This window comes from Bradyrhizobium sp. (assembly GCF_049512235.1).
Taxonomy (GTDB): domain Bacteria; phylum Pseudomonadota; class Alphaproteobacteria; order Rhizobiales; family Xanthobacteraceae; genus Bradyrhizobium.
On the sequence record NZ_JBEKXH010000719.1, the window covers coordinates 1 to 2,590 of the forward strand.

At 62.1% G+C, this 2,590-nt stretch carries 2 protein-coding genes; both read right to left on the minus strand.

From position 1 onward, the window contains the following. Positions 1 to 387 precede the first annotated feature (387 nt). Positions 388 to 1,908 (minus strand): DUF1254 domain-containing protein, encoded by a 1,521-nt coding sequence (locus ABSG20_RS34390; RefSeq protein WP_423868884.1) that lies wholly within the window; start codon positions 1,906 to 1,908, stop codon positions 388 to 390. A gap of 165 nt (positions 1,909 to 2,073) precedes the next feature. Beyond that, the coding region (locus ABSG20_RS34395) for an amidase family protein (RefSeq protein WP_423868885.1) at positions 2,074 to 2,590 on the minus strand (517 nt) is incomplete at its 5' end.

Sequence of the window (2,590 nt, forward strand, 5' to 3'; positions counted from 1 at the left end):
ATGCCCCTCCCAGTCGTCCAGGAAAATTGATGTCGGCTTGGGGTCAAACGCTACACGGCGTTTGCCGCTGGGCCAGCCCCGGTGTCGGCTTTCGTCCGAAAATGCATCGAGCGATCAAACCCGCCAGTTCCGTAGGGTTGGCAAAAGCCAACGAGAGGCGCGAACGCGCGCACTCGATGTCCGTTTGTGCTGGACGGGCCAACTTGTCCACCGGGCTGGTTTCGTCGGGCCTGTCATGAAATTGATTTAAACAAGATCCCGGCCGCTGAACAAGCATACCAGCTTTTGGTTGCTTCGATGTCGTTGCACTGAAGCATGGGTACAAGTGCCGTAAAACGCATCACATCCTCCATTCGCCCCATCGGCGGGGCGCCGGCCCCGCTATCCTCAACCAACGGCGATCACGGGTGGCGGGCCTTGAAAGGTCGCGCGATTTTTCAAGGCCGCGGCGACCTGCGGCACCGGCGCATAGTTGCGCAGCACCAGGTAGAACGGTCCCGAAGGTGTGGGCAGCCAGTTGGCTTCCTTGTCGGCACCCGGGTTGTCGCGCTGCACGTAGAGCGTAAAGGAGCCGTCCGCGGCGCGCTTGAGGTTGTCATCGCTGCCCAGGCTGTACCGGTTGATCGCATTGGGAGCCGTAAAACGCGTGACGCCGTCGTACATCGTGACGGACCAGAAACCCGGCGATACCGGTTCGAGGTAATCCATCGGCCTCGTAAACGTGATGGTGTACCGCCTTGCGCCGGTCAATGGCTGCCCATTGCCGTCCATCAGCCCTGAATAATAGATCGCCTCGATCGGCGTGTTGGCCGTCAGGCCGAACACGGCGACCACCGCGCGCACGAAATAGTCCGTGCCGCTCATCCCCACATTCGACGGCGGGATGGCCCAGCCGTGGACCAGGCCTGCGCCGAGGCTCAGGGAGTCGTTCATCATTTTGCCGATCTGACCGGAAGCGATTTTCATTTGCTCCAGGGCAAGCGGGTTCACATCGCTTCGCGTCCAGGCTTTGCCGAGCTCAATCCCAAGATACTTGAATTGCGGAACAACCGCCGCGATCTCGTCTGCAGGCGGTGGATTTTCGTTCATGGCCGCCGAGAAGATTTCCCAGAACTGCAGCGGATCCTCAAATTGCATCTGGCTGCTGGCGACTTTGAGATTGATCCTGGGCGCCGCGTAATCATACGCGACCGCCTGGGGTGCCCGATCTGACGTATATTGCGCCAAGCCTTGAACCGTGACGCCGTCCAGCACCGCCTTGGCGGCCGCCAGATCAGCCTCGTTCCTGACGTGCACGCGTGGTTGAAGCTCGATCCAGCGTGTCGGACAATCGATGCGCTGCACGCCGGCCGGCAAGGTGCCATTCCAGCCAGGTCCGACCAGCGCGAATTTTCCACCGCTGTAACCGGCCACGGCGCCGGCGGGATAAGCAAAGGCATTGGTCCACATGTCGCAAATCTCGATCATGTAGTAACGGCCATGGGAGTCCGGCGCGGTGAGAATAATGGGCTGCCGGCCGAGGTCCATGAAGCCGAAGCCGTAAACCACATTGATGTTCGGCGTCACATAGCCCGACTCCTCCGCGAAGGTGGGTGTGGAGATATCCGCCATTTTCCAGATCTGGCCGGCAGCCGCCTTGGCCCCGGTTCCGGTGGAGATCGAGTCCCGCAAAAGATACATCGCCACGATGGGGGCTGCGTAGGTTGCGGCCTGCAGGGCCAGCGAATAGACCCAGGTTGCCATCTCCTTGCGGACCTCCGGCGAAACATCGTGCGGAGCCGCCGGATTTTCCGCTGCGGCCGCGTGGCCGGCGGAAGCCAGCGTGGCCCCGACCACGGAAATAAGGCTGCCTCCGGCCAGCAGCGCTCGCCGGCTGAGGCGCACGATGTCTTCGCCATGGCTGTGCATAGGTTGTTTTCCCCGGTATTTCGAGAGCGGCACAACGTCATAAGGTTTGTCGGCCATGCCCCGATGGTAATCACATCCACATCGCAGCAAAATGGCGCGATGTGGCATTTTCCGGATGTGCGGCGATATTTATTCGATCGCCGTATGGGGCGCAGGCCAACAGGATCAGTGCACCGGGTCAATCGGCGTCGTTAAACCCAGGCGGGCCTCGATGGCTTCGGCGGCTTCGAGGCACAGGTCTTCGCGCATCCGGCGGCCGGTGATGAGCACCCCAATCGGCAACCCCGTCGCTTCGTCACGCCCGGCCGGAACGCAGGCCGAAGGCAGCCCGAGCAGATTTGCCGGGACCACCGGGCGCATCAGTTCGGTGGTCGCCGCCGTCCGCGCCGGGGTCGCGGAATCGAAGCCATGCTCGAAGGGCAACTGCGTCCATGTCTGCGAAAGCAGCAGCGGCCGGTCCGCCATGAAGATCGACCACGCCCGCGCGATGCCATCGCGCTCGGTCATCAGCCGCGACCACCCTGCCGTGTCGGCGACGGGCGGTACGGCCTCCATGAAGTTATTCAAGTAAGCCATCGCGTCGGCACTCATGACCTGCGATAACAGCCCGAGTACTGAGGCGAGGTCGCTGGAGATCAGGCGACCCCAACAACTCACCGCATCCTCGTAGCGCGTCGGGCAG

Bases quoted from the DNA above. Each gene is read 5' to 3' on its own strand.
- ABSG20_RS34390 (WP_423868884.1), bottom strand. From the start codon at position 1,908: ATGCACAGCCATGGCGAAGACATCGTGCGCCTCAGCCGGCGAGCGCTG.